We start from the raw sequence: 23,968 nt of genomic DNA, 5'->3' as shown, positions 1-23,968 counted from the left end.
TTCCGTGCAAAAGCCATTAATTGGCTGTCGGCGCCGCATTATCTCTGCGGCGCCTTAATATGCACTTAATTCAGCAGTTAAATCATTACTTGCTTGGCGTGCGTGCAAACGGGTTTTTACCCGTGCGCAGTTCGATGCGCAGCGGCGTGCCGACCAGCGCAAACGTATCGCGGAAATGTTTTTCCAGATAGCGTTTGTATGGATCGCCAACAGCGTCGAGCGCATTGCCGTGAATAACGATCACAGGCGGGTTCATGCCGCCCTGGTGGGCGTAACGCAGCTTCGGACGGATCGAACCCTTGCGGCGCGGCTCCTGCTTCTCCACGGCCTCGATCAGGGCGCGCGTCAGCTTCGGCGTCGACAGGTCGCACATGGCGGCCGCATACGCGGCGTTGAGCGACTTCATCAGCGGACCGATGTTGGTGCCCTTCAGCGCCGAAATGAAATGCATCTGCGCGAACGACAGGAAGTCGAGCTTGCGGTCGATATCGATCTTGATTTCATCGCGCTCGTGCGATTGCAAGCCATCCCATTTATTCACGGCCACGACCAGTGCGCGGCCCGATTCCAGGATAAAGCCGGCGATATGCGCGTCCTGCTCCGAGATATCCTGCTGCGCGTCGAGCATCAGCACGACCACGTTGGCTTCGGAAATCGACTGCAGCGTTTTCACCACCGAGAATTTCTCGATCGCTTCAAACACCTTGCCGCGGCGGCGGATACCTGCCGTGTCGATCAAGGTGTATTGCTGTCCATCGCGCTCGAACGGGATCTCGATCGAATCGCGCGTCGTGCCCGGCATGTCGAAGGCGATCACGCGCTCTTCGCCCAGCAGGGTGTTGATCAAGGTCGACTTGCCCACGTTCGGACGGCCGACGAGGGCGATCTTGATGCCGCGGTCGGTCTTTTCCAGCTCTTCAGGCTCATCCGGACGCTGCGCGAACGCCAGGTCCAGCATCACTTCGACGAGGTCGTTGACGCCGTCGCCGTGCGCCGACGAGATCGCATACGGATCGCCCATGCCCAATTCATAGAATTCGGACACGACGGCCGTATAGCGCATGCCTTCGCTTTTGTTGACCACCAGCAAGACCGGGCGACCGCTCTTGCGCAGGAAGTCGACGATGGTCTTGTCATGCGGGGTCAGGCCTTGACGGCCGTCCACGATGAACACCACCACGTCGGCCTCGGCCACGGCCTGCTTGGTCTGCAGTGCCATCTGGTGCATGATGCCTTCCTTGGCGACGGGTTCGAAACCACCCGTATCGATGACCAGGAAGGGACGTTCGCCGACACGGCCTTCGCCATAGTGACGATCGCGCGTCAACCCAGGCAAATCCGCCACCAGCGCATCGCGCGAGCGGGTCAGACGATTGAATAAAGTCGATTTCCCAACATTGGGTCGACCTACTAGTGCAATTACCGGCTTCATTGTATTACTCGACCGCGAGAGCGGTCACTGTCCCTGATTGGGTTTGAAAAATCAAATTCGAACCGGCAACAACGGGAGCCGAAACAATCGGGCTACCGTCGGTGCTGACACGACCTATTAATGCGCCATCTTCCCGTGACAGGAAGTGGATATAACCTTGATAGTCGCCGACGGCGACGCTGCGGCCGTAGGAGGCCGGCGTCGACAGGCGGCGGCGCGCCAGCGCCTCATTCTTCCAGGCGCTCTGGCCGCCTTCGCGGCTGAACGCCACCACGCCGCCCTGGTCATCGGCAACAAACACGAAACGCTGATCGACGGCCACGCCCACATCGGACGAGATCGGCTTGGTCCAGCGCGGCACGCCCGTGGCGGCGTCGAAGCAGCCCGCCTTGCCCTGGTACGTGACGACGCACACTTCGCCTTCGAACGCCACCGGCGTGCCGGCGATGTCGGAGACGCGCTCCAGTTCGGTAGCGCCGCGCGGTTCGCTGACGACGATCTCCCAGCGTACCACACCGGTGGCGGCCGTCAGTGCCAGCAGCTTGCCGCCCGGCTGGGCCACGTAGATATTCGCGCCGCCCAGCACCATGCCCGGCGCATTGCGCAAGGTCAAGGCTGGCGTGGCGCGCTGCACCGTCCACTTGCGCTCACCCGTCTTGGCGTCGAAGCCGACGATGCGGTTGTCCACGCTGCGCACCACCACCACGCCCTGGCCCACGACAGGCGCCGTCAACACTTCGCTGGACGCCTGCGCCTTCCACAGCTGCTTGCCATCGGCGTCGAACGCCAGCACGACGCCCTTGGCGGCACCCACGGCCACCAGCGTGCCATCGCTGCCGGCGCTCGACGTGATGTCGCTGCCGGCCTTGATGCGCCACGTTTCACGGCCGCTGGCCGCATCCAGACGCGCCAGCGCGCCATCGGCATTGACCACGTACAGGCTGCTGCCAGCCAGCGCAGGCGTAAACGCGTACACGCCGGCCTTGCCGATCGAATACTTCCAGGCGTCGCGCACGGCGATGCTCGATTTTAACTCGACCAGCTTGGCCGGTTCGACTTTCGGATCTTTCGAGGCGAACGGGTTCCACGACGAGCAACCGGCCATCAGGGCCAACAGACTTGCAGCTACCAGCTTTTCAGTGACACGCATAAGTGTTATCCAACCTTTTTCTTGTACTTGTAAGGGCAAGGCAGGCGGCGCAGAACGCCGCGCGGCCACGCCATCAGTGTTCCTGTCAGGCGGCAGCCTTGTCAGCCTTGGCCTTGTCTTCCGGTACCGTACCGCCGATCGCTTCCAGTTTGACCTGGATCAATTGACGGCCTGGATTGTTCTTGTCCGTCGCGGCTATCGCGGCCAGATAAGCCGTGCGCGCATCGGCCAGCTTGTTTTGCGCCACCAGGATGTCGCCCTTGCGGTCGGCCACGGCGCCGGCAAATTGCGCCACGGAAGCCGTCGCCAGCACTTTCAGCGCTTCATCGTAGGCTTTTTCGTCCAGCAGGACGCCAGCCAGACGCAGCTTGGCGATGGACTTGTACTCTTCCGTGCCATGCTCGGCCACCCATTGCAACTGGGTCTTGGCCGTTTTCAGGTCATTCGCGTCGAACGCCACCTTGGCAGCGGACAGGGCGCTCATCTGCGCATATGCCGTGCCACCGAAGCGCGACTGCATGTCGCCGGCCGCGCGCATCACCTTGGCCGTGTCCTTGGCGACGATGGCGTTTTGCAGTTCGTCGTACAGCTGGCCCGCTTGCGCGGCCTGCGTGCGCTGGTAGTACTGCCAGCCAGCCCAGCCGCTGTAGCCTGCCAGCGCCACGATCAGGACCCAGGAGGTCAGATTGCCATTGCGCTGCCACCAGGCCTTGAGGGTTGCCAGTTGTTCTTGTTCTTCGTGATCGTATGCCATGGGTCGTCAGTTTTAATGAGTAGTTGATCGAGGGTAGAACGGTCTTGCTGCAAATCAGTGGTGGTGATGCACGTGGCCGCCAGGACCGTGGTCATGGCCGCAATCGTGGTCGCCGATGATCTGGTCCACCACGTAATCGACGACATCGTCGAACGGCACCGTGTTCTGCTGCGCGCCGGCATCGGCTTCGCGCATGGCTTTCACCGTCGCGACGTTATTGGCGATTTCATCGTCGCCCATGATCACGGCAAACGCCGCGCCGCTGGCGTCGGCCTTTTTCATTTGCGTCTTGAAGCTGCCACCACCGTTGCTCGCTGCGCAATGTAGCACAACGTCCAGGCCCGCATCGCGAATCCGCTCGGCCAGCACGAAGGCTTGCAAGCCTGCCTGCTCGCCCTGGTGCACCAGGTAGACGTCGCACTGGGCCGGCTGTTCCGGCTCGGCCGCATCCTTCATCAGCAGCACCAGGCGTTCGACGCCCATGCCGAAACCGACGGCGGGCGTCGATTTGCCGCCAAACATTTCCACCATGCCGTCATAGCGGCCACCGGCGCAGACCGTGCCTTGCGCGCCCAGCTTATCGCTGACCCACTCGAACACCGTGCGGTTGTAGTAATCGAGGCCGCGCACCAAGCGTGGATTGATGGTGAACGGGATATTGTTGTGGTTCAGAATCTTCTGCACGCCATGGAAGTGGGCCAGCGATTCCTCGCCCAGGTAGTCCAGCAGCTTCGGCGCGCCATTGACCAGGTCCTGCATGGCAGGGTTCTTGGTGTCGAGGATGCGCAACGGATTGCTGTGCAGGCGGCGCTTGGCTTCTTCGTCGAGCAGCTCGCTGTGACCTTCCAGGTAGGCGATCAGGTCGGCGCGGTGGCGCAGGCGCTCGGCCGCGTCGCCGATCGAGTTCAGTTCCAGGCGAATGCCTTCCAGGCCCAGGTCATCCCACAGGCGGCGCGACAGCATGATGATTTCGGCGTCGATATCCGGCCCTGTAAAACCGATGGCTTCCACGCCGAACTGGTGGAACTGGCGATAGCGGCCCTTTTGCGGGCGCTCGTGGCGGAACATCTGGCCCTTGTACCACAGACGTTTCGGACCTTCGTAGACGAGGTTGTGCTCGACCACGGCGCGCACCACGCCGGCCGTGCCTTCAGGACGCAGGGTCAGGTTGTCGCCGTTCATCGAATCGGTGAACGAATACATTTCCTTTTCCACGATATCGGTCACGGCGCCGATGGCGCGCGCGAACAATTTCGTTTCTTCCACGATCGGCGTGCGGATCTGCTGGAAGCCATAGCTTTGCAGCACGGACTGCGCCGTGTTTTCAAACAACTCCCACAGCGGGGCGTCGACCGGCAGGATATCGTTCATGCCTTTGACGGCAGTGATCTTGTCGAGCTTTTTATTTTCGGACATAGTGTTCTTCTTTACTTTTTTATCGGATCAGGCTCAGACGGCAACCGTGTTTCCATAGTGACTCTGTACATACTTCAAGACGATGTCCTGGAATTCCTCGACGATGCGTTCGCCGCGCAGGGTGACGACTTTTTCGCCGTCGACAAACACGGGCGCGGCCGGCGACTCGCCCGTGCCGGGCAGGCTGATGCCGATGTTCGCATGCTTCGATTCGCCGGGGCCGTTGACGATGCAGCCCATGACGGCCACGTTCATCGCTTCCACGCCCGGATACGATTTCTTCCATTCCGGCATCTGCTCGCGCAGATACGTCTGGATATTGTCGGCCAGCTCCTGGAAGGTGGTCGACGTCGTGCGGCCGCAACCCGGGCAGGCGATGACCATGGGCGCGAACTTGCGCAAGCCCATGGTTTGCAGGATTTCCTGGCCGACGATGACTTCACGCGTGCGGTCGCCGCCAGGTTCTGGCGTGAGCGAAATGCGGATGGTGTCGCCGATGCCCTCTTGCAGCAGCACGGACAGCGCCGCGGTGGACGCCACGATGCCCTTGCTGCCCATGCCCGCTTCCGTCAGGCCCAGATGCAGCGGATAGTCGCAGCGCTGCGCCAGTTCGCGGTACACGGCGATCAAATCTTGCACGCCAGAAACTTTGCACGACAGGATGATCTTGTCGCGCGCCAGGCCCAGCTCTTCGGCCCGCACGGCATTTTCAATCGCCGACGTCACCAGCGCTTCATACATGACGGCTTGCGCCGGCCACGGTTCGGCACGACCCGCGTTTTCATCCATGATGCGCGCCAGCAAGGCCTGGTCCAGGCTGCCCCAGTTCACGCCGATGCGCACCGGCTTGTCGTAGCGGCAAGCCGCCTCGATCATTTGCGCAAATTGCGTGTCGCGCTTGGCGCCCTTGCCCACGTTGCCTGGATTGATCCGGTACTTCGACAGCGCGCGCGCGCAATCGGGGTAATCGTTGAGCAGGGTATGGCCGTTATAGTGAAAATCGCCCACCAGCGGCACGTCGATGTCCATCTTGTCGAGCTGCTCGCGGATGTAGGGCACTGCCGCGGCCGCTTCCGGACGGTCCACCGTCAGGCGCACCAGTTCCGAACCCGCACGCGCCAGTTCCTTGATCTGGATCGCCGTGCCGATGGCGTCGGCCGTATCCGTGTTCGTCATCGACTGCACCACCACGGGGGCGTCGCCGCCCACCCAGATCTGGCGCTGGCCGTGCGCGATCAGCACCTTGCGGCTGTCGCGCCGGCCGGATGGACCGGAGCCGATCGCTGTTTTCGAGGTAGCCATAATATTATCTTCTGAGTTTGCTTGAACGATTACTGCAATTATTTGATGCTGACGCGCGAAATCGTGCCGCCGGCAACGGTTGGCAGATCCAGCTTGGCGCCACGCAAAGTTGCCTGCACAACACCAGGCTTGCCCACCACCAGGGTAGCCGGACCCGTGATATCAAACGTTTCCGTGCTGCCCGCCTTCACCATGCGCGAAATCAGCGGCGTGCTGCCAGGACGGCGGATTTCCACCCAGGAATCCTGCTCGACCTTCAGCACCAGCGCATTCGCGCCCACGGCAGCTGCAGCGGTAGCAGCCGCCGCGGGCGGCGTGACGGCGGCCGTCGTTGCCGGCGCAGCTGCTGGCGGCACGGCGGCGGCCGGCACCGAAGCGACGCCAGAGGCCGGTGCGCCAGTCTGCGTATCGTTGCCTGGCGGCGGCGGCACGGAGATCAGCGGCACGGATGGCGACTGCACCGGCGTCAAGTCCTGGCCCGGCTTGATCAGGGTCGTTTCCACGGGCCCCACTTCCGCATGCGCCGTTTCTTTCTCCGTGTGCGAGGACAGCAGGCTGGCCGGCACATAACCGAGTTTATAGGCGCCAAAGGCGGCCGCCACGACGACGGCCACGGCGCCGGCGATCCAGAGGGGAGTCTGGTTCGACGAGCGTTGCGTCATCGACGGGAAGCGCGACTCGGAAAACGTGGCGGAAATTTCACGCCGCACGGGCGCGGCCGGGTCTTGCGCCGGCGCCGGATGGACTTCGATCATGGCCACCAGCGGCGCCGCGTCGAGACGCACCACCTTGGCGTAGGCGCGCACGAAACCGCGCACCACGGCCACGTTCGGCAAGGCCGCCATGTCGCCCTCTTCCAGCGCGATCACCTGGCGTGGCGCCAGCTTGAGCTGGTCGGCCACCTGTTCCACCGGCCAGCCCAGCGCTTCGCGCTGCGCCTTCAACTGTGCGCCCGCCAACGCAAGATTGCCCTGGGGCTGCTGCTGAGGCGTTTCTGCCCACTCTGAATTCATTGGTATCCCTGTCTCACTCATCAAACGCCCCATTTTGATAAGCAGCATATTCGGGGGAGCCGGAATGGTGGCGGCGCAAATGCGCCCCCAGGCCAGCTTCCGCACCCGCATCCCCGAGCTTATGCTGCACCTTGATCCCGAGCCACAGCACATCGGCCGTCTGGCTCTCCATTGTCGCTGCTTTACCGAGCCGCTCAAGGTATTGAGCCGCTTGCCGGTAGTCTTGCTGTTCGTAATACACGCGCACCAGGCCGGCATACGTGATTGCCGCGCCAGGTGCGATGCGCTCCGCCTTGAGCCAGTAGCTGGCGGCGCGCGGGTAATCTTTCATGAGCAGGCTGCACGCGGCCGCATTATGCAGCGCAAGTTCAGGCGTGCCATAGGCGGTATCTTGCAATGCGGCATCAAAATACGCCAGCGACTGCGCCGCGCGCCCGGTCTGGCACAGAAACAGGCCATAATTATTGCTCAACTCGGGATTGTGGGGCGCAAGGCGCAATGCGTAAAGAAAATCTTTTTCAGCAGCAGCAGGTTGGCGCAGGGCAGCAAAAATCAGGGCGCGCATGCCGCGCACCTGGGCATTGCCCGGCAGCAGCTGCACCGCCTGATCCGCTTCTGTCAACGCCACCGCAAACTGGTCTTGCATATAATAGGCGCTGGCCAGCTGCAAGCGCAAGGCGGCGCGCTGCTCGACCGATGCGGCTTGCTCCTTGTCCGCGGTGGAAGCACAGCCGGCCAGCAGCACGCCCAGGCTGACAACAGCCGCGGCAAGTACGCCAGGATAAGCCATGCTTCCCCGCATCAGGAGCGGATCTCCACGATCTTGCCGAAATTGGCGCCAAATTTCTGTTGATACTCAGTCATTTTTTCCATGCGCTCCTGCACCCGGGTGCGGTCCTTGACTTCGCCGGCCAGCTGGCCGCAGGCCGCATCGATATCGTCGCCGCGCGTCTTGCGCACGGTGGTGATGATGCCGCCATCCATGAGGACTTGGGCAAAGGCCTTGATGCGCGGGTTTTTCGAGCGGAACAGGCCCGACTCGGGAAACGGGTTGAACGGAATCAGGTTGAACTTGCAGTTCACGCCGAACTCGCGGTCTTGCACCAGCGCAAGCAGTTCGCGCGCATGCTCGTCGCTGTCGTTGACACCGTCGAGCATGCAGTATTCAAACGTGATGAAATCGCGCGGGGCGAATTCCAGGTAGCGCTTGCAGGCCGCCATCAATTCCTTCAGCGGGTATTTCTTGTTCAGTGGAATCAAACCATCGCGCAAGGCATCGTTCGAGGCGTGCAGCGAGACGGCCAGGGCCACCGGCACTTCCTGCGAAAGCTTGTCCATCATCGGCACCACGCCCGAGGTCGACAGGGTCACGCGGCGGCGCGACAGGCCGTAGGCGTTGTCGTCGAGCATCAATTTCAGGGCTGTGACGGTCGGCTCAAAGTTCAGCAGGGGTTCGCCCATGCCCATCATCACCACGTTGGTGATCTGGCGCTCGCCTTTCGGGCCCGGCTCGATGCCCTTGGTGCGGCGCAATTCGAATTCCGCCATCCACAGCTGGCCAATGATTTCGCCCACGGACAGGTTGCGGTTGAAGCCTTGCTTGCCCGTCGAGCAGAAACGGCAGTTCACGGCGCAGCCGGCCTGGGTCGAGATGCACAGGGTGCCGCGGTTTTCTTCCGGAATGAACACGGTTTCCACGGCATTGCCATTGCCGACGTCGACCAGCCACTTGCGCGTGCCATCCGTCGACGTGTGGTCGCTGATGATGGCCGGGGCGCGCACTTCGGCGCGCGTGGCCAGCTTGTCGCGCAGCGACTTGGCCAGATCCGTCATGGCGTCGAAGTCGGAGGCGCCGAACTGGTGTATCCAGCGTTGCAATTGTTTCGCACGAAACGGTTTCTCTCCCAACTCGGCGCAGTAGGCGATGAGTTGCGCGGGATCGAGGTCCAGCAAGTTGGTGAGGGTCGTCGTATTCATGATCTTGTCTATTCTAAAAATCCGTCCCCGCGCGCATCCGGAGAGAAAACTCCACAGCGCAGCGGGAACAGGGGGTGATAAGTTATTTCACAGATAACGCCAGGAAATAACGTTATCTAAGGCAATTAAGCCTTCAGTTCTGGGAAGAAGTAAGCGATTTCCACTTTAGCAGCTTCGACAGCGTCGGAACCGTGTACGGCGTTAGCGTCGATCGAATCGGCGAAATCGGCGCGGATCGTGCCTTTTTCTGCTTTCTTCGGATCGGTCGCGCCCATCAGGTCACGGTGGGCCAGAACGGCGTTTTCGCCTTCCAGGGCTTGGATCATGACTGGACCGGAAACCATGAAGTCGACCAGATCCTTGAAGAAGCCGCGTTCTTTGTGCGCTGCGTAGAAGCCTTCAGCTTGTTCGCGCGACAGTTGGGTCATGCGTGCAGCAACGATTTTCAGGCCAGCGTTTTCAAAACGGGAGTAGATTTGACCGATTACGTTTTTTGCAACTGCGTCTGGTTTGATGATCGACAGGGTGCGTTCGATTGCCATGTGTGAAAACTCCAATAAAAAGTAAGGTTTAAAACGGTAAATTGATAACTCAATCAACCTTTGATTTTACCATACTCCACCCCATATTACCCAGACAGGCAGGGGGCATCCTTCCCTGCCGCTTGAGTTTAATGAAATCTTAAGCTGCTTTTTTGGCAAATTCCGGCCCTCATGCTATCCTTGGGTAAAGCAGTAATTTGAATTGACAACACGGAGGCACTATGAATCAGAACATGCAACGCACCTTTGACCTGTCGGGGGGCATGCAGCAAGTCCGCCATCAGGTCTTGCGCAACACTTACTGGCTGCTGGCGCTGTCCATGATCCCGACCGTGCTGGGCGCCTTCATCGGCGTGCAAATGCATTTGCCGATGCTGACCGGCGGCATGGGTTTCATCATCTTCATGGCCGTCGCCTTCGGCTTCATGTACGCGATTGAAAAAACCAAGAACTCGGGTCTCGGCGTCGCCGTCCTGCTGGGCTTTACCTTCTTCATGGGCCTGATGCTCACGCCTATCCTGACGCGCACGCTCGGCTACTCGAACGGCGGCATGCTGATCATGACGGCATTCGGCGGCACGGCCACCATCCTGGCCGTGATGGCAACGATCGCCACGGTCTCGAAGCGCGACTTCTCGGCCATGGGCAAATGGCTGTTCGCCGGCGTGATCGTGCTGATCCTCGCATCGGTGGCGAATATTTTCCTGGGCCTGTCGGCACTGTCGATCGTGATCTCCATGGTCGCCATCGCCATCTTCTCGGCCTACATCCTGTATGACGTGCAGCAAATCATCAACGGCGGCGAGACCAACTACATCTCGGCCACCCTGCGCATCTACCTGGACGTGTACAACATCTTCACCAGCCTGTTGTCACTGCTCGGTTTCGCCGGCGGCAGCCGCGACTAAGCGCTAGCGCATGAAAATAAAAGCCGACCCTCGGGTCGGCTTTTTTACGTCTTTCGAATCTACTTGATTCTCTCCGCCACTTCCAGCAGGCAGGCGCGGGCGCGGTCCAGGGTCGGGTTGTCGCGCTGCGCCGCGTAGACGGCGTAGGCGGAATGCGAGAATTCTGGCGCGTCGCGCACGCGGTACAAGAGGCCCGCATCGAGATAGGGCTGCGCGCTGCCGATACGGAAGTAACTGGCGCCGCCCACCTCCAGCAGGTAGACGAGGGCCAGCGGCCCTAGGGAAATGGAGATGGGCGGGCTGCTCAGCTCCGGGTAGGCCGCCTGGTGATTGGCCGCGAAGCTGGGCCCCCAGTCCACGTACACATACGTATCGGCATGCATTTGGCCGTCATCGCGCGTGGTCACCATCACCAGCTTTTCCTCGGCCAGCAATTCGCTGGCCAGGCCCGGGCGCTGCGGCGGGTTGTACAGTACGGCCAGGTCCAGCGAGCCGTCGTGCACGGCGTCGAGCAGGCGCGCGGGGCTGTCGACTTCCGCGCGCAAGGCGATCTCCGGGCAATCACGGCTCATGCGTATCAGCCAGTCGCCGAGCAGCGGCTGCCACAGGCTCAGCTCGCAGCCGATGCTGACGGCGTCATCGCGCCCCGGCGGCAAGGCCACCTGGTGGCGCGCTCTTTCCCACACCTGCACCATGGTGGCCGCATGGCGCATGAAGCGCTCGCCGGCCGACGTCAGGCGCGCGCCTGCCTTGTTGCGCACGAACAGCTGGCGCCCCAGCTGCTGCTCCAGGGTGCGAATGCGGGCGCTGACAGCCGTCTGCGTCACGTGCATGCGTTCGGCGGCCATGATGAAGCTGCCGCAGGAGGCCACTTCCAGGAAGGTACGCGCTTGATTGATATCCATCAATCCATCATATCAGTTGCCGTACATCTCAACTAATGCGTTCATAACCACCCAATACGCCCTGCTTCGACAAGACCCATTGCCACAGCTGCAGGTCGCGCGCGCGGAAAGCGCCGGCGCAGGACAGCAAATAGTATGACCACATGCGATGGAAGCGCTCGCCCAGCTGGGCGGAAAAGCGTGGCCACGCCTGCTCAAAGTTCGCATGCCAGGCCATCAGGGTCTTGTCGTAGTCGGCGCCGAAGTTGTGCAAGTCCTCGGCCACAAACAGATCGTCCATGGCGTCGCCGATCTGGCCGATCGACGGCAAATCGCCATTCGGGAAGATGTATTTGTCGATCCACGGGTCGCACGTGGAATGGCGCTTGTTTTTGCCGATTGTGTGCAGCAGGAACAGGCCGTCATCTTCCAGGCAGCGGTGCGCCACTTCCATGAAAGTGCGGTGATTTTTATGCCCCACATGCTCGAACATGCCGATGCTGACGATGCGGTCAAATTTTTCATCGGTGTCGCGGTAGTCCTGCAGGCGGAAGTCCAGCTGCTCGCCGCCCGGCATGCCGCGCGCATACGCTGCCTGCTCTTGCGATATCGTCACGCCCACGCACTGCACCCGGTATTTTTCCGCCGCATAGCGCATGAAACTGCCCCAGCCACAGCCGATGTCGAGCACGCGCATGCCAGGTTCCAGCCTGAGCTTGCGGCAGATCAGATCGAGCTTGGCTTCCTGTGCCTCAGCTAGGTTGCTGGCATCCTTCCAGTAGCCGCACGTGTACGTCATGCGCGGATCGAGCATGGCCGCATAGAAGGCGTTGCCCAGGTCGTAGTGCTCCTTGCCCACCATCCAGGCGCGGCGCTCCGTCTGCAAGTTGAACAGACGCGCGTACAGGGCGTGGAAGGCCAGGCGCATGGGACGCACGTCGTCGGCCACCCTGGCCCGCAGCAGATGGCAAAAGAATTCATCGAGCTGCTTCGCATCCCAGTCGCCGTCCATGTACGCTTCACCAAGGCCCAGGTTGCCGCTGGCGAAGGCCCGTTCGGGCACGCCCGGTTTGCGCAACTGCATGTCCCAGGCGGCGCGGCCATTCAGATGGATGTCGGCCCTGGCCAGCAATTCGGCCGCTTCGCGGGTCAGCCGCGTGTCGAGCTGGAGTTCAGTACTACCTGCTGGTGCTTGCTGTAACTGTGTCATTTGCTGCGTGTTCATGCCCTGCCGCCTCCAGATGGTTGTCGGTGCTGGCACGCGCCGGCAATGCACTCAGATGCCCGGCGACGCACCAGTCATAAAATTATCCGCCTGCCATGCCCATCTGGATAATGAAACATCATGGTCATTCATATCAAAATAATTGCTGCCAAATGATTTGAATCAATTTTTTTATGGAAATATTTTTCTTACGAAACGCTCCGCAGCATGAAAAAAGCCGCCTGTACGGCGGCTGTTCGCAGCAAGTCATGTCACCATCAAAAGTCGTGATTCGACGGGTACTTGCTGTAAAAATCGTTATCCCATTTGAAATTGGTAAACGCCACCGTCATCGATACGTCGAGCGCTTCGACGAAATGCCAGCAGCCGACGGGCAAAAACAGGATCTCGCCCGGTGCCAGCACGCATTCGCGCACCTGCACGTCGGCCATCAGCGGATAGCGCCGCAGGTCGATGTCGCGCCCGTCGACGGGCGTAAAACAGTGGCGCTGGTTGTACACGCGTGCCACCTCGCAGGCGGCCATGATGCGCAGCCGCTTGCGCCCTTTGACCTGGGCCATGAAGTTGTTCGTCAGGTCGTGGTGGAATGGCGTCACGGTGCCGGCCGGGCCAAACCATAAAAAGCCCGTGGGGCCGCCACTCTGTTCCAGGTATTCGGGCAGCTGGCCGATATCGTCCCACAGCTCGCGCAAGGCTTGCCGGTTTTGCGAATTGTTATTCGCCGTCATGTAGAAATCGTTGGTCGCGCCACTGCCCTCGACCAGGCTGGCGTATTCGCCGAACGCCATCTTGCGCTTGTGCGCCACGCTGTTCATTTCGTACTGGGCGTCCGCCTCTCGGCCGAACTGCACTTCCACTTCGCGCTGCGCGTAATGGTCGCGGAAATAAGCCGGGCTCCACTTGGCCATGGCGGGCCAGTCGTCCATCATGCCCGTGATGATGACGGGCTGGTTGGTGGAATAGAACTCCGTCAGGAACTCTTGCGCCGTCAGTTTCTCGCGGCGGGGAATCTCGGGTGGGCGCAGCTGGTTCAGCTTGCGCTGGATGTCGATCACCCAGTCGCGCTTGGCCAGCCGGTTCGACAGGCGCACGGCGCCGGCCAGGTAGGGACTCTGCAGCGCCAGCTCGATTTCGCGGCGCGCCAGCGGCTCCGCGATGCCGGCCTGTTGCAGCACAGGCATCAGCGCCGACGGGTGGCTGCCCAGCATGAGGTTTTCCGCGATCCAGCTGCGCCACTCGCGGCTCAGCTCCTGCTGCTCCTGCTGCTGCTTGACTCCGAATGTCGATACTGCCGCCATCGCCCGTCTCCTGTTTTTTTATGTGAACAAGCAGCCGGACAGCATGGCTATCCGGCCGCGTCTTACGCTACATCAACATTACCGCACTTTCCACACCTCTGTCGCCAGCACGCCATTCGCGTCGCCATCGAGTTCCCACGAGAACGCGCCGCGCAAGCCCTGGTCCTTCACGTACTTGACCTTGGTGCCGATGACGGTCGGGTCATCATAGCTCCACCACTGGCCGCCCGCCCCCGTGTACAGGTACAGCTGCTTGGTCACGGGGTGGTAGTAGCGCGTGCCGGCCTTGGCCACGAGGATTTTATAGTCCTCGATGCCCGACTCGTACGTGCCTGGCGCCGTGCCCGTCGCCGCCTGGTACAGGCCATCGCCGTTCGGCCCCGGCGCCACGCCGGTCCAGCCGCGGCCATAGAACGGTATGCCCAGCAGCAGCTTGTCGCGCGGTACGCCGGCGGCAATCATGTACTGCACCGCCTTGTCGCCCACGTACTCGCGCGCCATGCCCGTCGATGGATCGGCAGGATCGGCAAACAGCTGGGCGTTGAAGTTGGTGCTCGTTTCCCAGCCGCCGTGGAAGTCGTAGGTCATCAGGTTGATCCAATCCATGTACTGCGAGTACAGGGCCGGTTCCGTGTTGTCGATCTTGTCCTTGCCCGCACCGACAGCGGCCGTCAGCAGGTAGCGCTTGCCGTTGGCTGCACCGAGCGCATCGAGCTGGGCACGGAATTCCGCCATCAGCAAGGTGAAGTTGCGCTTGTCGTTGGGGCTGACCGTGTTGTACGGCTGGCCGCCGCCGACCGGATATTCCCAGTCGATGTCGATGCCGTCAAAGATGTTGGCCGCCGCGCCCGCGCCGCCGCGACCGCCCTGCACCGGCAAGTTGCCCTTGATGTAGATGTCGATACACGAGCGCACCATCTGCTTGCGCAGCGCATCCGTGGCCGAACCGACGGAGAAGTTCTTCGACCAGCTCCAGCCGCCCAGCGAGATGAACAGCTTCAGGTTCGGGTGCGCCGCCTTGAGTTTCCTCAGCTGCAGGAAGTTGCCCGACAACGGAGCGTCCCAAGGGATCGCCTGGCCATCGACGGTGCGCTTCGGCGTGCGGATGTAGTCGGCCTCGGCATCGCCGCCCGTGCCCGCGTCCGGCGAATTCGGATTCGTCGCGCCCGGCTCCGTCTTGGTAATCATGGCGCATTCATAGCCGCCGTTTTTCGGGTAAATATTGCCGAAGGCATAGTTGATGAAGGTCAGCTTGTCGGCCACGCCGCTCGTGTGCACGTTCGCCACTTCATAGTCGCGGCCGTACACGCCCCACTGCGCGAAATAGGAACCGACTTCGCGGCCCGTTGGCGTTGGCGTTGGCGTTGGGGTCGGAGTCGGCGTTGGAGTCGGCGTCGGTGTCGGTGTCGGTGTCGGGGTAGGCGTAGGTGTCGGAGTCGGCGTGGTGCTGCATATCTCCTGGCTGGTCCATGGCTTGCCCGTGCCGGCGGCGCCGCTGCTGGTCGACGGGTTGTCGCCCTGCGTCCAGTAGTTGGCGCGGTAATTCGTGCCCGCATAGCTGACGGTGGCGCCCGCGCTGTAAGCCGTGCCGGCCACCCAGGCCAGCGCGCAGGTGCCGCCGGTTGGCGTTGGCGTCGGAGTGGGCGTCGGGTTCGGCGTAGGCGCCGGGGTCGGGGTTGGCGTGGGAGTTGGAGTAGGCGTTGGGGTGGGAGTCGGCGTCGGCGTGGTGCCGCCGTCGCAAGTGCCGCCGGCGCTCCACAGGCTCGGCGTGGAAACGGGGTTCCAACCGGAGCCCACGTGATCGGTCTGCGTCACCAGGGCCGTGTAGTTGGCGCCCAGGTAAGTGACCACCGTGCCTGCGTTATACGTGCCACCCTCTTGCCAAGGCACGCAGGCGACGACGGTGCTGGCCGCCAGCAATTGCGAGCCAGCCGGGGCGCCGGCATCACCACCACCGCCGCCGCATGCGGCCAGCACGCCACCGCTGGCCAGACATACCATCATGTTTCTGATCGTTTTTTTGAGTATTAAATTTTCCACGTTGTCTCCTGTTCAGGTTTGCGGAAATACCACTCTGCTTCAATAAAAAGCTACCTGTGATTTTGTTTTTTGCAGTTGCAAGAACAGCATGCTGCTGAAAAAATAGGCGGTCAAGTGGTTTTGAAGTGGCCTCAAAGTGGGCAATACCACTTTACAAAGAAAGCATAACGGCGGAGGCGGACGGCGCGTTGTCCTACTGGACAAGCAAAAAAACGGCAGAGGAAGGATGAAAAAAGACGCTGGATCGGGAAAAGACAGACCAGTTTTATAACACGCTGTAAGTGGTATTGGGGGAGCTTGCTGTGCCGTCACATACGGCAACGGCGGGTGCCTGCCTGGCCACCCGCCGTGTCAGGCAGACTTATTGCGGCAGATCAAACACGGCCATCGATTCGACGTGCGAAGTGTGCGGGAACATGTTCACCACGCCCGCTTTGCTCAGCACATAGCCGGCTTCCAGCGCCAGGATGCCGGCGTCGCGCGCCAGGGTCGACGGGCTGCACGACACGTAGACGATGCGTTTCGGCAGCAGGTCAGGACGCACTTGCGACAAACCGACCAGCGCCTGGCACAGGGCCATGGCGCCATCGCGCGGCGGGTCGACGAGGATGCGATCAAAACGGCCCAGCGCGATCAGGTCGTCCGTCGTCACTTCGAACAGGTTGCGCGTCGAAAACGAGGTTTTTTCCGCCAGGCCATTGGCCAGCGCGTTTTCCAGCGCCCGCTCCGTCAGAGTGGTGCTACCTTCGATACCGACCACTTCACTGCCCTGCGTGGCCAGCGGCAAGGTGAAATTGCCCAGGCCGCAGAACAAGTCGGCCACGCGGTCCGTCGGCTGCACTTCCAGCAAACGCAGGGCTTTCGATACCAGCACGCGGTTGATGTGGTGGTTCACCTGCGTGAAATCGACAGGCTTGAACGGCATCTTGACGCCGAATTCCGGCAGCAGGTAGTGCAATTGCTTGTCGAGCGGATAGAACGGCACGGCCGTTTCCGGACCTTTCACCTGCAGCCACCATTGCACGCCGTATTCGTCGGCAAAGGCCTTCAATTTCGTTTCATCGTCCGCCGTCAACGGCGCCATGATGCGCAAGACCATGGCGGTGACGTCTTCACCCACGGCCAGCTCGATCTGCGGCATCTGGTCGAAGATGGACAGCGAAGCAATCAATCCACGCAGCGGCAGCAGCATGGCGGAGATATGCGGCGGCAGGATTTCGCAGCTATCCATGTCGGCAACAAACGCCGATTTCTTTTCATGGAAGCCTACCAGCACGGCATCTTTCTTCTTGACGTGGCGCACGGACAGGCGCGCGCGGTAGCGGTAGCCCCACGTCGGGCCATACATGGGGCGCATGATGCTTTGCGGACGCACCTTGCCGATATGCCACAAGTTGTCTTCCAGCACGCGCTGCTTGATCGCCACCTGCGCCGACGGCTCCAGGTGCTGCATCGAGCAGCCGCCGCAATTGTCGAAATGCTTGCACTTGGGCGTCACGCGCATCGATGATTCGCGGTGCAGCGCCGTCATGCGGGCCATTTCCCAGTTCTTCTTTTTCTTGAACGTCACAAAGCTGACGCGCTCGCCCGGCAATGCGCCTTCGACAAACACGACCTTGCCCGGCGAGCCGTCTTCGTTTTCAATATGGCCAACGCCGCGGGCGTCCATGTCGAGCGATTTGATTTCGATGATATTTTCTTGCATAGCGATCAATAGGTAAGAGTGGGCCAGGACGCAGGGCCGCGCTGGAACTTGAAAGAACGGGGGAAAGGTCAGGCGCCGCGAGCGGGGCGTATGATAGCAGATGCGGGCCCGCGACAGCCGGGCCAGGGGATTACAAAAGGGAATCTCTTACTACGCCGCGCGCCGCCATGGCCCGCTTCAGTTTAATCAGGGCTTCCTGCTGGATCTGGCGCACGCGCTCTCGCGTCACGCCCATTTCCTCGGCCAGGGTTTCCAGGGTGGCGGGATCGTCATTGTCGAGGCCAAAACGGCGCATGATCACCACGCGCTGCTTGTCGGGCAGCTTGGTCAGCCAGTCGCGCACCAGCACCGTCATTTCATGGTGTTCCGCGCGCGCGTCGGGGCTGTCTTCGCTGGCGCCGGGCAACATGTCCATCAACGACGACTGCGGATCGTTGTCGAGCGGCGCGTCGAGCGAAGTGGCGTGCTCGGACAGGGCCAGGATATCCTGCACCTCTTCCACGGGACGGCCCACCAGGTGGGCGATATCTTCCGCGGTGGCATCCTTGCCATCGTGGTGCTGGGCTTCCAGGTGGTATTTGCCGCGCAAAATCTGGTTCAGTTCGCGCACCATGTGCACGGGCAGGCGCACCGTGCGCGCCTGGTTCATGATGGCGCGCTCTATGCTCTGGCGTATCCACCAGGTGGCATAAGTAGAGAAACGGAAACCGCGTTCGGGTTCGAACTTGTCGATGGCGCGCATCAGGCCGATGTTGCCCTCCTCGATCATGTCGAGCAAGACCACGCCGCGGTTGATGTAATGCTTGGCGATCGACACGACCAGGCGCAGGTTGTGCTCGATCATGGTTTGGCGGGCTTCAAAATTGCCCTGCTTGGCCAGGGTGGCGTAATGCACTTCCTGCGCCACCGTCAGCAGGGGCCGCGTGCCGATCTGGTTCAGATAGTGCTGCGTGGTATCGGTCGACAGCTCGGCCGCCAGCACCTTTTTCAGTTCATCGACACTTTCGACCAACACGGTTACGCTGGCCACCTCGCCCGCGTCGACGGCGTCGACGGCGTCAATGCCGTCGAGTTCACCGGCATCGTCCGTCACGACTTCGTCTGCCCCGTCTTCCGGCAGTTCCGGGTCATCGTCCAGCTGGTCGTGCGGCGCGTGTGTCATTGCTTTACCTAACGGTTAGGCAGGAATTTCGATGGGTCGACAGGTTTGCCTTGCTGGCGGATTTCAAAGTGCAGTTTCACGCGGTCGGCATCGGAATCGCCCATTTCGGCGATGGCCTGGCCTTTGTTGACGTTCTGCCCTTCCTTCACCAGGATGCTGCGGTTATGCGCATACGCCGACAATAAACTATTACTGTGCTTCACGATGACAAGATTACCATAACCACGGATTCCGCTCCCGGCATACATGACTTTTCCCGCGCCGGCGGCCACGACCTGCTGGCCCGCCTTGCCGGCGATATCGACGCCCTTGTTCTTGCCTTCGTCGAAAGTGCCGATGACCTTGCCTTCGGAAGGCCACATCCAGCTGATCTTCTCGTCGCCAGGCGCCGATGCCGCAGGGGCTGCCGCGGCGGCGGCCGGTGCGGCGGCTACAACTGCTGCCGGGGCCGGCGCAGGCTTGGCGTCGCCGTTGCCGCCATCGGCGCGCAGCTCGGCCAGGGTAGCGTCGGAATACGCGCGCTTCTCGCCACGCGGACCCGTTTTCTTCGGCACGACAGGCGCGGCCGGCTTGACTTCCGTCACCGGCGGCATGACGATGGCCGACGTTTGCGCCCCGCCCGTATCGCCATTCGGCGGCAACACGCGCAGCACCTGGTCGACCTTGATGTCGTTCGGATTGCTCAAGTCATTCCAGGCCACCAGGTCGCGGTAATTCTGCCCGTGCTCGAGGGCGATGCGCAACAGGGTATCGCCACGCTTGACCGTGTAATAAGCCGGATCGCGGTCGCGCGGATCGCTGGCTGCGGCGCTGCTGCTGCTCGATGGGTGGCGCTCCACGACGGGCGCCTGGACGCCCGTCGTGCCGCAACCGCTCAACAGCGCGGCCAAGGTGATGCCACATAGAAGTATGTTACTTTTCTTAATCATTCGCATGTAATTGTATGTCCTGCTTGCTAGCTGATCCGGGGATCATATGGTGCCCGGGCGCAAAGGTACGAAATGGCAATCTTCCAGGGTTTGGCTAGTCCATTCCATTTTCCCCACCCGGGTAATGAGTTGTAAGTGTTGCAATTTAGCCCCCACCGGCGCAACCAGACGCCCGCCGGGCGCCAGCTGTTCCAGCAAGGCTTGCGGGACTTCCAGGCCGGCTGCGGCAAGGATGATCCCGTCGAAGGGCGCCGCCTGCGGCAGGCCAAGCATACCATCTCCGTACTGCAAGCGCAGATTTGACACGCGCAGCGGGCGCAGATTGGCCTTCGCCAGCTCGTGCAGGGGCCGGATGCGCTCGATCGAATACACCTCTTTCGCCACCAGCGACAGCACCGCCGCCTGGTAGCCGCAGCCCGTGCCGATTTCCAGCACGCGCTGCAGGCTGCCGCCCTGGCGCATCACTTCGATCATGCGCGCCACGATATATGGCTGCGAAATGGTCTGGTGGTGGCCGATGGGCAGGGACGCGTCGATATACGCCTGCGACGCCAGCGCCTCGTCCATGAACATGTGGCGCGGCACGGCCTGCATGGCGTCGAGCACCACCTGGTCCTTGACGCCCTGCTTCGCCACGCGGGCCACCATGGCGCGGCGCACGGCCTCCGAGACGAGCGGGTTTTGCCGTGGCGGCGACACCACCGCCGGCTGCGCCCGCTCATTGGCGATGGCCTGGGCGCGCGACGGTGCGATGGCCGCGTGCGCGCCATACGGCTGCGCCACGCCGCGCGCCGCGTTTTGCGCCGCATTCTGCGTGGCCGTCTGCGGCGTGGCGATCCTGGACTGGGCCAGCGACTGTCCCCCGCCCGGCCTGGCGGGCTTGCCGGCCAGCGAATCGAGGGTAAGGGGGAAGGTGCGCGGCTTGTCAGTCATAGTGAGCGGTCATGCCAGGCCTTTCGCCAGTGCATCGAGTTGGGTGGTATGGGTCAGGTCGATCTGCAGCGGCGTGATCGATACTTGTCCATGTTCAACGGCATGGAAGTCCGTGCCCGGACCGCCTTCCTTGGCGGCGCCGGCCGGGCCGATCCAGAAGATTTCACGGCCACGGGGGTCGAGCGCGCGGATCACGGGCTCGGCCGAATGGCGCTTGCCCAGACGCGTGGCCGCCATGCCTTGCATTTGCTCGTAAGGGATGGCGGGGATGTTCACATTCAGCAGATACGGTTTCTGCAGGGCGTCGAACTGGCGCTCGACGATTTCCCTGGCCACGCGGGCAGCCGCGTCCAGGTTGGCCCAGCCAAACTGCGACTGGGAAAAGGCGATGGCGGGAATGCCGAACAGATAGCCTTCCGTGGCGGCCGCCACGGTGCCCGAATACAGGGTGTCGTCGCCCATGTTGGGGCCATTGTTGATGCCGGAGACCACCAGGTCGGGTCGCTCGATGAGCATGCCCGTCAGCGCCACGTGCACGCAGTCGGTGGGCGTGCCGTTGACAAAATAAAAGCCGTTGGCGGCCTTGTGCACGGACAAGGGGCGGTCCAGGGACAGCGAATTGGAGGCGCCCGAACGGTTGCTGTCGGGCGCCACCACGACGATGTCGGCAATGGGTGCGAGCGCGTCGGCCAGGGCCGCCAGGCCAGGCGCCAGGTAGCCGTCGTCGTTACTGATAAGAATTCTCATAACGGGATTTTACCCGAAGCGATGCCAACACTGCGCATGCCGCACGCCGATAGACAGCATTATTTGTGCTGCCGCGCGGACATGGCGCACAGGATCAGCGCTGCTCGATGCGCGCCTCGGACAATGCCCCTTCCAGCGCCTGCACTTCATCTTCCTGCAAGGCCAGCAAGGCATTCAAATCGCCTTGCAACTTGTACATTCTTTTCAGCTGCGCCATGCCGCGCCGGCGCAGCTTGCCCGGCACGCCCGGACGCAGCAGGCAAGACTTCAAATGTTCGGCCAGTTCGCCCGCCTGCGCATACTGTTCGCGCTCGATCATGCCTTGCAGCATGGAGATCATGCTGACCAGGGTATCCGGCTCCGCGCCCTCGTGCCCGCTGGCGCGCCCGGCCAGGATGGTTTCCTGCAAATGCCGCGCACCGTCCAGCACGCTGTCCGCATGCCCCGTGACGGGCGCATTCAGGAGCCGGTCACTGCCGCTGAGCACGGCGTCTTCCAGCAGGCGCGCCGCCTCGCTGTCGCCCTGCTGCTGCAAGGTACCGGCCAATTGCGTCTTGCTGTGCAAGGTATCGAGATGGTCTTCGCCCAGCAGGCGCGCATGCACTTCCAGCACCTGCTCCTGCACGCTGCGCGCCGCATCGAGCTCACCACGCCGCAACAGCGCCTCGGCCAGCTTGCGCTGGCTCATCAGGGTTTCCGGATGGTCGAGCCCATGCGTGCGCTCGCGCGCCGCCACCTGGTCTTCGTGCAACTGGCGCGCGCCGGCCCAGTCACCCTGCCCGGCCACGATGTCGGCCAGCAAATCGCGCGTGGCCAGGGTGGCCGCATGGTCGCCGCCCAGGCGCCGCTCCTGCGCCTGTAGCACGGCAACGAACAGGCGCCGCGCGCCTTCCAGGTCGCCTTCGCGCCCCAGCGCCTGCGCCAGGGCCAGCTTGCTGCGCAAGGTATCGCCATGCTCAGCGCCAAACAGGCGTTCGCGCGCCGCCACCACCGTGGCCAGCACTTGCTGCGCCTGCGCCAGCCGGCCCATGCGCAGCAAGGTGGCGGCGCGGCCATCCATCGCTTCCAGGGTCAGCGGATGCTCGCCGCCCAGCTGGCGCGCGTAGCTTGCCAGCACCGCATCCTGCAGCAGCAGCGCCGCCGCCAGTTCCCCCTGCAGCAACAGGGTTTTCGCCAGGCAGGCGCGGGCCGCCAGGGTGTCGGGATGTTCGCTGCCCAGCACACGTTCGCGCACGTCGAGCACGTCTTCTTCCAGGAAGCGGGCTTCCTCGAGCTTGCCCAGCTGGCGCAGCAGGCGCGCCATGCCGCTCTTGCACGCCAGGCTGTCGGGATGCTCCTCGCCCAGCAGGCGCACGCGGATCTCGACGCTCTGGCGGAAGGCCTCGAGCGCCTGCCCGCTGCGGCCATCCTTGCGGTACAGCTCGCCCAGACGGGCCAGGTCGCGCGCCAGCGGCAGGGCCACGGCGCGGCCCGGTTCGGCAAGCAAAGCCTGACGCGCTTCGCTGATGGCGCCCAGCAAGGCGATTTCGCGGCTCGATTGCCAGGGGAAGTAGCCGCCCGTCAGCCAGTGCAAAAAGGCTTCGAAGGTGCGCGTGAGGGAAAAGCGGTCGCCGCCCTGATCGATGCGCACGGCCAACTGCTCGCCATAGGCAAAGGTTTTCGTCTGCTGCAGCTGGACTTCGTCGAAATAGCTGTCGAGGGCGATCTGCGGCAAGCCGTAGGAAGTGCGCAGCAGGCGCTCGAACATGGGCTGGAAGCCGGCGATGCCCTTGTGCGCGTCGCCGCGGCGCCACTCGGCACGCTGCGCGCCATCGCCCATTTCTATGCGCGAGGGCAAGGGGTAGACGAGCAGCGGACGCTGTTCGTCTTCATGGCTGCGGCGGTACTCGATGGCCCGCGTGACGAGTGCATCGACGCCTTCCAGGCTTTGCCGGTTCGGCGTGAAGACCACCACCAGTTTTTTCGGCAGCAAGGTGGTGCAGATGCCGGCGCTGTCCGTGCGGCCCGTGCGCGAGTCGACGAGCACATAACGGAAATGCTGGGCCAGGGTATCGGCGAAGCAGCGAAACAGGGCCGGGCAACTGTCGAACAGCTGATCCCAGCGCATCTGCGCCAGGCGCTCGCTGTAGCTGGCGTCGAAGCGCCCCGCGCGCATCAGGTACAGCGGGCTGCCCTGGTCGACGCGCACCACGTATTGCTGCCAGTCGATGGCATCGAGCACGCGCTGGGCCAGGGCGACATCGTCGGCGACCGAGCCGCGCTTGCCTCCCGTCTCCAGGCTGAGGCGTTCGAGCTGCTGGCGGCACGCCTCAAAGAATTCCAGCACGCCCGGGCGCTCCTCGTGCTGTTCGAAATAGTGGTGCAGGCCCGGTGCTTCCATGTCCCAGTCCAGCATCAGCACGGGCACGCTGGCGTTTTCGCGGCGCGCCAGCAGGACGGCGATGTTCGACAGGGCCATGGTGCGGCCGGTACCGCCCTTGTAGGAATAGAAGGTGACGACTTCGCCAGGGGCGCTCAAAGGTGGCAGGGAGAGGCGTTGGCATTCCATGAC

At 62.5% G+C, this 23,968-nt stretch carries 20 protein-coding genes; 1 reads left to right on the top strand and 19 read right to left on the bottom strand.

Annotation, left to right across the window (positions count from 1 at the left end; genetic code table 11):
• Positions 1 to 85 precede the first annotated feature (85 nt).
• From der to ndk, 9 genes are all read right to left on the bottom strand, one after another.
• A complete protein-coding gene (gene der / locus SJI03_RS18805) occupies positions 86 to 1,432 on the bottom strand; it encodes a ribosome biogenesis GTPase Der (protein ID WP_034752028.1) in 1,347 nt (448 codons plus the stop codon).
• Positions 1,433 to 1,436: 4 nt separating this feature from the next.
• Complete coding sequence (gene bamB, locus SJI03_RS18800; RefSeq protein WP_322428195.1) at positions 1,437 to 2,582, bottom strand: outer membrane protein assembly factor BamB; 1,146 nt, start codon at positions 2,580 to 2,582, stop codon at positions 1,437 to 1,439.
• Between the two features lie 85 nt (positions 2,583 to 2,667).
• Complete coding sequence (locus SJI03_RS18795; protein WP_322428194.1) at positions 2,668 to 3,336, bottom strand: tetratricopeptide repeat protein; 669 nt, start codon at positions 3,334 to 3,336, stop codon at positions 2,668 to 2,670.
• 54 nt (positions 3,337 to 3,390) lie between these two features.
• Entirely contained in the window at positions 3,391 to 4,752 is a 1,362-nt protein-coding gene (gene hisS / locus SJI03_RS18790; RefSeq protein WP_322428193.1) for a histidine--tRNA ligase, read from the bottom strand.
• 33 nt (positions 4,753 to 4,785) lie between these two features.
• Positions 4,786 to 6,054 carry a flavodoxin-dependent (E)-4-hydroxy-3-methylbut-2-enyl-diphosphate synthase gene (gene ispG / locus SJI03_RS18785; protein ID WP_322428192.1) on the bottom strand — a complete coding sequence of 423 codons (1,269 nt, stop codon included), beginning with the start codon at positions 6,052 to 6,054 and terminating at the stop codon, positions 4,786 to 4,788.
• A gap of 38 nt (positions 6,055 to 6,092) precedes the next feature.
• Positions 6,093 to 7,013, bottom strand: a complete 921-nt coding sequence (locus SJI03_RS18780) for a helix-turn-helix domain-containing protein (protein WP_322428191.1) — start codon at positions 7,011 to 7,013, stop codon at positions 6,093 to 6,095.
• Positions 7,014 to 7,080: 67 nt separating this feature from the next.
• A complete protein-coding gene (gene pilW, locus SJI03_RS18775; protein WP_233516150.1) occupies positions 7,081 to 7,812 on the bottom strand; it encodes a type IV pilus biogenesis/stability protein PilW in 732 nt (243 codons plus the stop codon).
• Positions 7,813 to 7,868: 56 nt separating this feature from the next.
• Complete coding sequence (gene rlmN, locus SJI03_RS18770; RefSeq protein WP_034752035.1) at positions 7,869 to 9,044, bottom strand: 23S rRNA (adenine(2503)-C(2))-methyltransferase RlmN; 1,176 nt, start codon at positions 9,042 to 9,044, stop codon at positions 7,869 to 7,871.
• A gap of 125 nt (positions 9,045 to 9,169) precedes the next feature.
• Complete coding sequence (ndk, locus tag SJI03_RS18765; protein WP_034752036.1) at positions 9,170 to 9,586, bottom strand: nucleoside-diphosphate kinase; 417 nt, start codon at positions 9,584 to 9,586, stop codon at positions 9,170 to 9,172.
• 221 nt (positions 9,587 to 9,807) lie between these two features.
• Here ndk and SJI03_RS18760 point away from each other — a divergent pair, with 221 nt between their 5' ends.
• Positions 9,808 to 10,494, top strand: a complete 687-nt coding sequence (locus SJI03_RS18760; RefSeq protein ID WP_034752039.1) for a Bax inhibitor-1/YccA family protein — start codon at positions 9,808 to 9,810, stop codon at positions 10,492 to 10,494.
• A 59-nt stretch (positions 10,495 to 10,553) separates the two neighbouring features.
• Here the strand turns inward: SJI03_RS18760 and SJI03_RS18755 are convergent, their stop codons facing one another.
• From SJI03_RS18755 to SJI03_RS18710, 10 genes are all read right to left on the bottom strand, one after another.
• Positions 10,554 to 11,399, bottom strand: coding sequence for a LysR family transcriptional regulator (locus SJI03_RS18755; protein ID WP_322428190.1), 846 nt, complete (start codon positions 11,397 to 11,399; stop codon positions 10,554 to 10,556).
• A gap of 28 nt (positions 11,400 to 11,427) precedes the next feature.
• Positions 11,428 to 12,588, bottom strand: coding sequence for a cyclopropane fatty acyl phospholipid synthase (gene cfa, locus SJI03_RS18750; protein ID WP_416208773.1), 1,161 nt, complete (start codon positions 12,586 to 12,588; stop codon positions 11,428 to 11,430).
• A 272-nt stretch (positions 12,589 to 12,860) separates the two neighbouring features.
• Positions 12,861 to 13,901, bottom strand: a complete 1,041-nt coding sequence (locus tag SJI03_RS18745) for a cupin-like domain-containing protein (protein WP_322428188.1) — start codon at positions 13,899 to 13,901, stop codon at positions 12,861 to 12,863.
• 78 nt (positions 13,902 to 13,979) lie between these two features.
• On the bottom strand, positions 13,980 to 15,905 hold the full coding sequence (locus SJI03_RS18740; protein WP_322428187.1) for a glycosyl hydrolase family 18 protein: 1,926 nt from the start codon (positions 15,903 to 15,905) through the stop codon (positions 13,980 to 13,982).
• Positions 15,906 to 16,302: 397 nt separating this feature from the next.
• Complete coding sequence (gene rlmD, locus SJI03_RS18735) at positions 16,303 to 17,646, bottom strand: 23S rRNA (uracil(1939)-C(5))-methyltransferase RlmD (protein WP_099380785.1); 1,344 nt, start codon at positions 17,644 to 17,646, stop codon at positions 16,303 to 16,305.
• 130 nt (positions 17,647 to 17,776) lie between these two features.
• The gene (rpoS, locus tag SJI03_RS18730) at positions 17,777 to 18,808 is read right to left on the bottom strand and encodes an RNA polymerase sigma factor RpoS (RefSeq protein ID WP_322428186.1); all 1,032 of its coding nucleotides are present in this window, start codon (positions 18,806 to 18,808) and stop codon (positions 17,777 to 17,779) included.
• Between the two features lie 8 nt (positions 18,809 to 18,816).
• Positions 18,817 to 19,737, bottom strand: a complete 921-nt coding sequence (locus tag SJI03_RS18725; RefSeq protein WP_322428348.1) for a peptidoglycan DD-metalloendopeptidase family protein — start codon at positions 19,735 to 19,737, stop codon at positions 18,817 to 18,819.
• Between the two features lie 42 nt (positions 19,738 to 19,779).
• Entirely contained in the window at positions 19,780 to 20,670 is an 891-nt protein-coding gene (locus SJI03_RS18720; protein ID WP_099380782.1) for a protein-L-isoaspartate(D-aspartate) O-methyltransferase, read from the bottom strand.
• Between the two features lie 9 nt (positions 20,671 to 20,679).
• Positions 20,680 to 21,417, bottom strand: a complete 738-nt coding sequence (gene surE / locus SJI03_RS18715; protein ID WP_099380781.1) for a 5'/3'-nucleotidase SurE — start codon at positions 21,415 to 21,417, stop codon at positions 20,680 to 20,682.
• Positions 21,418 to 21,511: 94 nt separating this feature from the next.
• Entirely contained in the window at positions 21,512 to 23,965 is a 2,454-nt protein-coding gene (locus tag SJI03_RS18710) for a tetratricopeptide repeat protein (RefSeq protein WP_322428185.1), read from the bottom strand.
• Between the last annotated feature and the right edge of the window lie 3 nt (positions 23,966 to 23,968).

Source organism: Janthinobacterium sp. GMG1 (assembly GCF_034427795.1).
Classification (GTDB): Bacteria; Pseudomonadota; Gammaproteobacteria; order Burkholderiales; family Burkholderiaceae_D; genus Janthinobacterium.
This window is presented reverse-complemented; position numbering and strand designations above follow the sequence as displayed.

Coding starts and splice junctions, on each gene's coding strand:
- rpoS (WP_322428186.1), bottom strand. CDS start 18,808: ATGACACACGCGCCGCACGACCAGCTGGACGATGACCCGGAACTGCCG.
- der (WP_034752028.1), bottom strand. CDS start 1,432: ATGAAGCCGGTAATTGCACTAGTAGGTCGACCCAATGTTGGGAAATCG.
- surE (WP_099380781.1), bottom strand. CDS start 21,417: ATGAGAATTCTTATCAGTAACGACGACGGCTACCTGGCGCCTGGCCTG.
- ndk (WP_034752036.1), bottom strand. CDS start 9,586: ATGGCAATCGAACGCACCCTGTCGATCATCAAACCAGACGCAGTTGCA.
- rlmN (WP_034752035.1), bottom strand. CDS start 9,044: ATGAATACGACGACCCTCACCAACTTGCTGGACCTCGATCCCGCGCAA.
- SJI03_RS18755 (WP_322428190.1), bottom strand. CDS start 11,399: ATGGATATCAATCAAGCGCGTACCTTCCTGGAAGTGGCCTCCTGCGGC.
- bamB (WP_322428195.1), bottom strand. CDS start 2,582: ATGCGTGTCACTGAAAAGCTGGTAGCTGCAAGTCTGTTGGCCCTGATG.
- SJI03_RS18760 (WP_034752039.1), top strand. CDS start 9,808: ATGAATCAGAACATGCAACGCACCTTTGACCTGTCGGGGGGCATGCAG.
- SJI03_RS18720 (WP_099380782.1), bottom strand. CDS start 20,670: ATGACTGACAAGCCGCGCACCTTCCCCCTTACCCTCGATTCGCTGGCC.
- SJI03_RS18795 (WP_322428194.1), bottom strand. CDS start 3,336: ATGGCATACGATCACGAAGAACAAGAACAACTGGCAACCCTCAAGGCC.
- SJI03_RS18710 (WP_322428185.1), bottom strand. CDS start 23,965: ATGGAATGCCAACGCCTCTCCCTGCCACCTTTGAGCGCCCCTGGCGAA.
- SJI03_RS18745 (WP_322428188.1), bottom strand. CDS start 13,901: ATGGCGGCAGTATCGACATTCGGAGTCAAGCAGCAGCAGGAGCAGCAG.
- ispG (WP_322428192.1), bottom strand. CDS start 6,054: ATGGCTACCTCGAAAACAGCGATCGGCTCCGGTCCATCCGGCCGGCGC.
- hisS (WP_322428193.1), bottom strand. CDS start 4,752: ATGTCCGAAAATAAAAAGCTCGACAAGATCACTGCCGTCAAAGGCATG.
- cfa (WP_416208773.1), bottom strand. CDS start 12,588: ATGACACAGTTACAGCAAGCACCAGCAGGTAGTACTGAACTCCAGCTC.
- SJI03_RS18725 (WP_322428348.1), bottom strand. CDS start 19,737: ATGATTAAGAAAAGTAACATACTTCTATGTGGCATCACCTTGGCCGCG.
- rlmD (WP_099380785.1), bottom strand. CDS start 17,646: ATGCAAGAAAATATCATCGAAATCAAATCGCTCGACATGGACGCCCGC.
- SJI03_RS18740 (WP_322428187.1), bottom strand. CDS start 15,905: ATGATGGTATGTCTGGCCAGCGGTGGCGTGCTGGCCGCATGCGGCGGC.